Source organism: Arthrobacter sp. B0316-1-20 (assembly GCF_059091865.1).
In genome coordinates this window covers 23589-30794 of sequence record NZ_JBNHHC010000046.1, presented here as the reverse complement: position 1 = coordinate 30794, position 7206 = coordinate 23589, and the positions used below count along the sequence as shown (strand labels likewise).

The window sequence follows — 7206 nt, the reverse complement described above, 5'->3', positions numbered from 1 at the left end:
GGTCATCGATCGCATCGGGCCAGTACGTATCACGGACCCCTTCGATATCCATCCGGTCCGCGGCGCGACAGTACCGCATCAGGTTGTCGCGCAATAACTTCTCGTCGTACAACTCCATCAATTGAGCGTCGGTCAGGGTCATGTCCGGTTTTCGTTCACTTGACATTTCTGGCTCCTTATCAGCTTCAGGCATATCGCATCCTCTTTCTTTCGTCGTGACAACATTGCGATCCAACCAACGATTGGCGCTCCAAACGTGAGGCCCCCGTCCGTCGATCAGTTTGGGCAGTGGAAAGATTTTCAGCGTCCGTCAGCTCGAGGCAAACGGATGAACAGGGCGTGGCACGCGATCATGATGAGGTGGTCGCGGTGTCGGGTCGCTGGTCGCCCAGTCCTTATAGATGGGGTCATCGGGGTAACGCGCCGCCCAGTTAGTCATCTCGGGAAGTCCATTGAGGCTCCAGTCGGGCCTCAACTTCCTGACGTCACACCAGTCCCAGACGCAGGTGCGGTACAGAACCTTCCACTCGCCGTCACGCTTCTCGCACAGATCGCGATAGCGTCCGCCGTGCATGACCGTCACATCCGGCTCGCGAATCGTATTCAGACACAAGAACATACTCTCGCGCTTCGCCCGATCGCCATCGATCGAGTCTGGCCAGTACGTATCACGGACGCCTTCGATATCCATCCGGTCGGTCGCGCGACAGTACCGCATCAGGTTGTCGCGCAGACCCTTTTCGTCGTACAACTCCATCACCTGAGGCTTCGGTCAGGGGCACGTCCTGGTCTTTTCGTTTGACGTCGACACGATGAATCAACGGGGGACGACACCGCGGGCTGCCCCACGTCAGTCACCACACACCGTCCGCCGGTTATTGCAGCTGCCACAACGTCTTCATCTGATCTCGCCAGTCGGCGGGCTTGTCGTAGTTGATGTCGACCTCGAAGTCCACGTCATTGGTCAACAGCTGCTTGATCACGCCACCACCGCCGGGTTCGATGTCCATGCCCTGCATCTTGCGCAGCACCATGTCGACGGCGAGCCACTCCATGTAATCGACTCCCAGGATAGTGGTTGCCGCCTCCTTGCCGGTCTTGATGTTCGTCTGGATGGTCTCGTCACCGACGCCACTGGTGATCTTGACCCGGTCGCCCAAGCCCGCGGCGGCGAGCGCAGAGACGACACCTCCCGCCAGCGATCCGCTGGTGCTGTAGACGTAATTGACCTTCGGATCCTTCTGCACGGCCGCCACGATGGTGCCGGCGACCTGCCCGGCCACGACCTGCGGGAGCGTGTTCTCAACGACGGTCACCGTGCACTTCGGGCAGTTCTTCTCCATGGTCTCGGTAAAGCCGTCCAGGGTGGTGCCGTTGAGCGGGTAACCCGGAACTGTCTGCGCCACCACGTGGGCCTCGCCGCCGGAGTCAGCGATCACATAGTTGGCCATCATCTCGCCATGGTCGGATGTGTTGTCGTTCGCGCCACCAATGACCGTCTCGTCATACTCCATCGGACCAGCGGCGGTCGGCACGATGTAGACACCCGCGGCCTTGTAATCCGCAACGACGGTCCCCCACACCTCGCGACCGATACCGGCGAGGCTCACCGCGACCGGGTCCAGCTCAAGCGCCCGCTTCATTCCGTCGACCAAGGTCGCAGGATCTGCCGATTTGAACGGGATGTCCCGGAAGTTCCACCCCAGGGCGTCGGTGGCCTCCTTGAGAGCGGCCGCCTGCCGATCGCCATGGACCGTGTCGTTCTTCATGAAGACGAAGGTCTTGCCCGTCGGGGGCTTCTCCTTCAACGGTTCAGTGAGTGGAATCGATGTGGGCTCCTTGAGGTTCTCGGCGGTGGCCTCCTCCGCTGCCTTCAGACCCTCGGAGACACCGCCGCCAACTGACCCGGCGCCGCTCGAAGCATTGCCCCCGCATCCTGCAGCAGCCACCACTGCGATGACGGCAAGCGCAGCAAACGCCACTCTCGGACGCTGACCGGCGTGCAAGCCGGGAACTTTACGCAGCATTTCATTCTCCTCAGATCGGGAAGTATTTGGCGAACCTCTGGGACACGGCGTGGTCCAGGCACCAACCATTCGGTTGATCCGACGGTACGGGTCGGCGAGAAGCGTGTCAATAGTCACAAACGCGCCTTTCGGTGGTGTTGCCACCGATGGCCACGCTTCGTCGGTCGCGTCCAGTACTTCGAGAGTCAGCCGGGCACGGTTCTTGAGGCTTTCCCCCGTACCGGCGGTTCACACATTGCTGGGCTGAGGCAGGAGATATCCGTGAGCGGCTTGGGATCTCGACGATGTCGAAGTTCGCCTCGCGAGGGTTCTTGGGGCGCGGCCGTAGTCCGCTAAGACGCTGGCGACCTCGTCGGTCCCCAACGCGCGAGGAGTCGGGCAGTTTGCGGACTCGGTGCGACCGTCGGAGTCCCGTAGCACGGTGCGGTTGGGGGTACGGCACTGCGCTGGCCGAAAGGGGAGTTCACCGCCTCACGGTAGGGTCGCGCGGATGCTCGCGAGGTCGCATCCCAAGGTCGCGGGCGTGCTCGACGACGCCAAGGAAGCCCTGCTGGCATTCGCCGGATTCCGGCAGAAACTCTGGCGTCAGATCAGGTCGACTAACCCCCTGGACCGGGTCAACAAGGAGATCAAGCGCCGCACCGACATAGTCGGTGTCTTTCCGAAGGCTGCAGGGCTCCTGCGGTTGCCGGCGCCGTCCTGAGGGAACAGCACGATGAGTGGGAAGCAGTGATCGGCCCTACTTCTCCGAAGACTCCACGGCTGACCTCGCAACCATGGACAGGCCCCATCGAGAAGGTGGATGCGGCCTTGCCCGAAATCACCTCGGACAAACTGGCCCGCACGGGTATCGAGAAGACTCCATCACCCAGCGGGACGTCACCGGCAACCACACTCCGGTAGCCGTGCCACAGGAGGCCCCCAGCGGCCACGGGACACCACCGTATCGGCGCATCCGATCTCGGACCCCACCCGCCAGAAGACCGCGAACAGTGGCCCCGAAGCCAAGGCCGTCCCCTCAACGAGGAGAGTCTTCGGGTCTGGGAGGGGAGCGTCCACCCACCAGGAGCGTCCTGGATCACAGCAGTTCCAAGATGGTGGCGTTGGCCTGCCCACCACCCTCGCAGATGGTCTGGAGGCCAAAACGGATGCCGTTGTCGCGCATGTAGTGGACCATCGTGGCCATCAGGCGCGCGCCTGAGCCCCCGAGCGGATGACCGAGCGCGATGGCACCTCCATGAGGATCGACCTTATTCACGTCGACGTCGAACTCAGCGAGCCAGGCGAGCGGCACCGATGCGAACGCCTCGTTCACCTCGAACACGCCGATCTCGTCGAGCGACAGGCCGGACTTCGTCAGCGCCTTCTGCGTGGCCGGCATGGGCGCGGTGAGCATCATGACCGGGTCGGCGCCCGCCACGACGGCCGTGTGGGCCCGAGCCAGGGGCGTCAACCCGAGCCGCTCGGCCATGCTCGACGTAGTCATGAGCAGCGCTGCCGAACCGTCGGAGATCTGCGACGCATTACCGGCGGTGACGACGCCGTCTTCCTTGAAAGCAGCTCTGAGTCCGCCGAGCTTCTCCACACTGGAGTCGCGGATGCCTTCGTCCTGCTTCACGTCCCCACCATCGACGGGTACGGGCACAATCTGAGCATCGAAATTCCCGCCAGCGCGGGCCGCTGCGGCCTTCTCGTGAGAGCTCACCGCGAACTCATCCAACTGCTGTCGAGACAGACCCCACTTCTCGGCGACCATCTCGGCGGAGATGCCTTGATTTGGGTCGACTCCGTATCGGTCCAAGAACGCCGCCGGCATTGCCCCCCACCGACGTCGAAGTCCCCATGGGGATACGGCTCATCGGCTCCACACCACCCGCCACGACGACGTCGTAGTGTCCGGCAATCAGGCCTGCTGCAGCAAAGTGCACAGACTGCTGGGATGAACCAAACTGGCGGTCGATGGTCACCCCCGGCACGGTGTCGGGTCAACCGGCGGACAGCACCGCGGTGCGACCGATGTCCAGAGTTTGCTCCCCGACCTGCTGCACGCAGCCCCAAAGAACGTCGTCCACCAGACCGGGATCGATCTGGGTCCGCGAGATCAAGGCCCGCAGCACCTCAGCCGAGAGCTCGGCCGGATGCACCCCTGCCAAGCCACCGTGTTCCGCTTGCCCACTGGAGTGCGCACTGATTCGACGACCACTGCGTCCCGCATATTTCGATCCCTTCGTCCCGCTGACCGGAAGCGCTCCGTTCTGTAGACTTATCATTCAACTCCAACCACCCGTTTGGTATCCCTCATCGGATCGCACGCCACGCCCGAAGAGTAAGGGAGGTCCTGATGGCCGATCGCACATATCGTGTGACCGGGATCGTCGGCACGTCAGAAGATGGCTTCGACGCCGCCATCAGCGCGGGTTTGGAACGCGCAAGCAAGACCCTCCAAGATGTCAACTGGTTTGAAGTCACGGAAGTCAGGGGTTGATCCGGGATGGACGGGTCGAACAAACCCAAGCAACGATGAAGATCGGACTTCACGTAGAGATCCCGGAGACTGAGACTCATTTCCGGGCACGGAAGGCCGGCAGCTTGTCAACACCCGACGCGCACTCCAACACCACCGCGCTCAACCAGGAGCGCCCGGGCAACGCATGAACTGAGGCGCTTGCCAGCGAGGCATAGCGCAACGCCACGAACGAATCGAGACACATCCCATGAAAATCGCCATTCTCGGCGCTGGATCGATCGGCGCCACCCTTGTCTCACGCCTCAGCGCGGCCGGTCACGATGTGAGGGTCGCCAACTCTCGCAGACCCGACACCATCGATCCGGCATTGCTGGCGTCAGGTGCGAAGGCCGTGAATGCCTCCGATGTCGCCACGGACGCCGAGGTCCTCATTACCTCCATTCCCTTCAGCCGCGTACCGGACATTGCGCGACTCGTCAAGAACACCGCGGCGGGCACGGTGGTCATCGACACCTCGAACTATTACCCGCATCGTGACGGAAACATCGCGGATGTGGACCACGGCCGAGTCGAGAGCGTCTGGGTCTCGGAATCGTTCGGGCGTCCCATCGCCAAGGCGTGGAATGCGATCACTGCCGAGTCCTTCGCCGAGAAGGCGCAGGCTGCGGGTGAACCGGGTCGAATCGCCATTCCGTTCGCTGCCGACCGGGACGAGGACCGTGCCACGACGATGCAGCTCATCGATGAAACGGGATTCGACGCCTTCTTCACGGGAGCCATCGCTGACTCCTGGCGTCAGCAACCTGCCGCGCCCGCCTACTGCACCGACCTGACCAGCGAGCAGATGCCGGCGGCCCTCGCTGCGGCTGAGAAGGACCGACTTCCTCGACGTCGAGATCTCACCATGAACGTCATCACCGAGCGGACCGATAACTTCACGAACCTCGGCCCCGGTTTCGGCGAATATCTCGTCCGCCTCAACCGCGCGATCTACATGTGAGCATCGACGGGGGCCACCGCGGCGCGGCGCTCCTGACCGTCCGGTACGGCTGCTGCCAGTCACCCTTGGGAAGCAGCTGGGCCGCAGATTAGGAGGCCCACGTCGTGACCACCGTTCCTCATGGCCACAGCATGTGAAGGATTGGCCACGCCCGCGGGAGGGCCGGGAACGACATCCCAGCTCAAGACCTGAGTGATTCTTCGTCGCGACTCAGGGCGGCGTGGCGGACACGGACCTTGTCAGGAGAGATTATTCTTTCTATGCTTCATACCAAGCGTTTGGTGGCGCACCGGTCCGGGCAGTCGCGATGGGCCTGAATGAAAGAAAGGCAGTCGGGACAGTCCGCGGTGAGCGCGCTCACCAGTCGGTCTAACGATCAAGGAGTCACATGAGCATCAGCCTGGAGACATCGCCGGATGGACGCAAGGTCTGCCCGATAGACCACCATTCTGTGGCGTACGGACAAGACTTCCGCGAGATCAACCGGGAGGTTCGGGAAGTCGGGCCGGTCGTCTGGAGTGAGCACCACGGCGGCTTCTGGTATGTCACGGACTACGATTCGGTCCGCTCGGCACTTCTGGATGCCAAGACGTTCACCGTGAATCCCGTGGAGGGCGCGGACCAGTTCGGCGTGGTCATCCCGCAACTCAAGGAAATGCACGTGTTCCCTGAGACGCCGGGCTTCTTTAGTTTTGTTGACGGCGAGCGTCACGACATCCCCAAGGCAGTGCTGAGCGGGCCCTTCTCGAAACGGCGCTTGGCAGCCAAGGCCGACATGATCAGCTCACACGTCGATCGCGTGCTCGACAGGGTTCTGCCGCGCGAGGAATTCGACATCGTCCATGACGTTGCCACGCCGGTAGTTGCTGGCGTGGTCTGCGAACTGTTGGGCCTTGACCTAGATGACCCGGCTGCCATCCTGGGCGTGCTCCCGGGCCCGCCGGGCCAAGTCGCCCGGCAGGACGACGCGGACGGCTCCGAGGCCGCGCCGATGTCGCTGGCTGAAGGCTTGGCCTTCATCAGCGAGTTCGTTCAGGCCCGCCAAGAGGAGCCACGAGACGATCTCATCTCCCTCATGCTGCAGGCCAACGGAGGGCAGTTCTCGGTCGAAGAAGTTGCAGGTATGTGCCTGCAGATACTCTTTGGCGCTCTGGAGAACCCCCAGTCGTTGGTGGGGAACTGCATGCTCTACTTGGAAGATCGGCCCGAAACGCGAGCCCACCTACGGGCTAACCCGAGTGAGATGCCCGCCTTCATCGCGGAATCGATGCGTTACTTCAACGTCACGGTGACGGTCTCGCGTACCGCCGCGCGCGACGTCGAGCTCGGTGGAGCTCAGATTCGCAAGGGTGATCGGGTACTGATTTCACAGTCGGCAGCGAACGCCGATCCCGCCGTGTTCGAACGTCCGGACGAGTTCGACTTCCAACGGGGGCCGCAAGCTCAGCACCTCAGCCTCGGGGCTGGCGCGCACTCCTGTCTGGGCGCGAACCTGGTGCAGGCCACGGTCGAGACGTTGCTGCGGAGTCTGCTTGAGCGAATCGAGGAGTACTCCTTCGATCTCGACCACGTGGTCAAGATCGCGGACAAGTCTTCCAATGATCTCTTCGAGGAGGCTCGGATGCGCGTCACCGCACCACGAACTCCAGACGCGCATGGCTCGATTCGCGAACAGTCACAGACCGCCGGTGCAGCCACTGGGTCTTGATTCC

At 62.7% G+C, this 7206-nt stretch carries 7 protein-coding genes and 2 pseudogenes; 4 read left to right on the top strand and 5 right to left on the bottom strand.

From position 1 onward, the window contains the following. From AC5RW2_RS35115 to AC5RW2_RS35105, 3 genes are all read right to left on the bottom strand, one after another. Positions 1-193, bottom strand: a 193-nt coding sequence (locus tag AC5RW2_RS35115; protein WP_494075058.1) for a hypothetical protein, incomplete at its 3' end; no start/stop codon positions are given. A gap of 117 nt (positions 194-310) precedes the next feature. Then, the gene (locus AC5RW2_RS35110; protein WP_494075057.1) at positions 311-757 is read right to left on the bottom strand and encodes a nuclear transport factor 2 family protein; all 447 of its coding nucleotides are present in this window, start codon (positions 755-757) and stop codon (positions 311-313) included. Between the two features lie 118 nt (positions 758-875). Then, positions 876-2027 carry a sugar ABC transporter substrate-binding protein gene (locus AC5RW2_RS35105; protein ID WP_494032167.1) on the bottom strand — a complete coding sequence of 384 codons (1152 nt, stop codon included), beginning with the start codon at positions 2025-2027 and terminating at the stop codon, positions 876-878. 481 nt (positions 2028-2508) lie between these two features. Here AC5RW2_RS35105 and AC5RW2_RS35100 point away from each other — a divergent pair. Beyond that, a pseudogene (locus AC5RW2_RS35100) lies at positions 2509-2930 on the top strand (transposase); the annotation flags it as partial. 175 nt (positions 2931-3105) lie between these two features. Here AC5RW2_RS35100 and AC5RW2_RS35095 read toward each other — a convergent pair. Continuing rightward, the gene (locus AC5RW2_RS35095; protein ID WP_494032168.1) at positions 3106-3843 is read right to left on the bottom strand and encodes a thiolase family protein; all 738 of its coding nucleotides are present in this window, start codon (positions 3841-3843) and stop codon (positions 3106-3108) included. Then, positions 3740-4144 (bottom strand): annotated as a pseudogene (locus AC5RW2_RS35090) (thiolase family protein). The gene AC5RW2_RS35095 and the pseudogene AC5RW2_RS35090 overlap by 104 nt, the downstream one beginning before the upstream one ends. A 224-nt stretch (positions 4145-4368) precedes the next feature. Between AC5RW2_RS35090 and AC5RW2_RS35085 the strand changes: the two are divergent. The 3 genes from AC5RW2_RS35085 to AC5RW2_RS35075 all read left to right on the top strand — a co-directional run bounded on the left by AC5RW2_RS35085 (position 4369) and on the right by AC5RW2_RS35075 (position 7202). Then, entirely contained in the window at positions 4369-4512 is a 144-nt protein-coding gene (locus AC5RW2_RS35085) for a dodecin family protein (RefSeq protein ID WP_494032169.1), read from the top strand. A 229-nt stretch (positions 4513-4741) separates the two neighbouring features. Next, on the top strand, positions 4742-5494 hold the full coding sequence (locus AC5RW2_RS35080; RefSeq protein ID WP_494032170.1) for an NADPH-dependent F420 reductase: 753 nt from the start codon (positions 4742-4744) through the stop codon (positions 5492-5494). 388 nt (positions 5495-5882) lie between these two features. After that, entirely contained in the window at positions 5883-7202 is a 1320-nt protein-coding gene (locus AC5RW2_RS35075; protein WP_494032171.1) for a cytochrome P450, read from the top strand. The last annotated feature ends 4 nt before the right edge of the window (positions 7203-7206 follow it).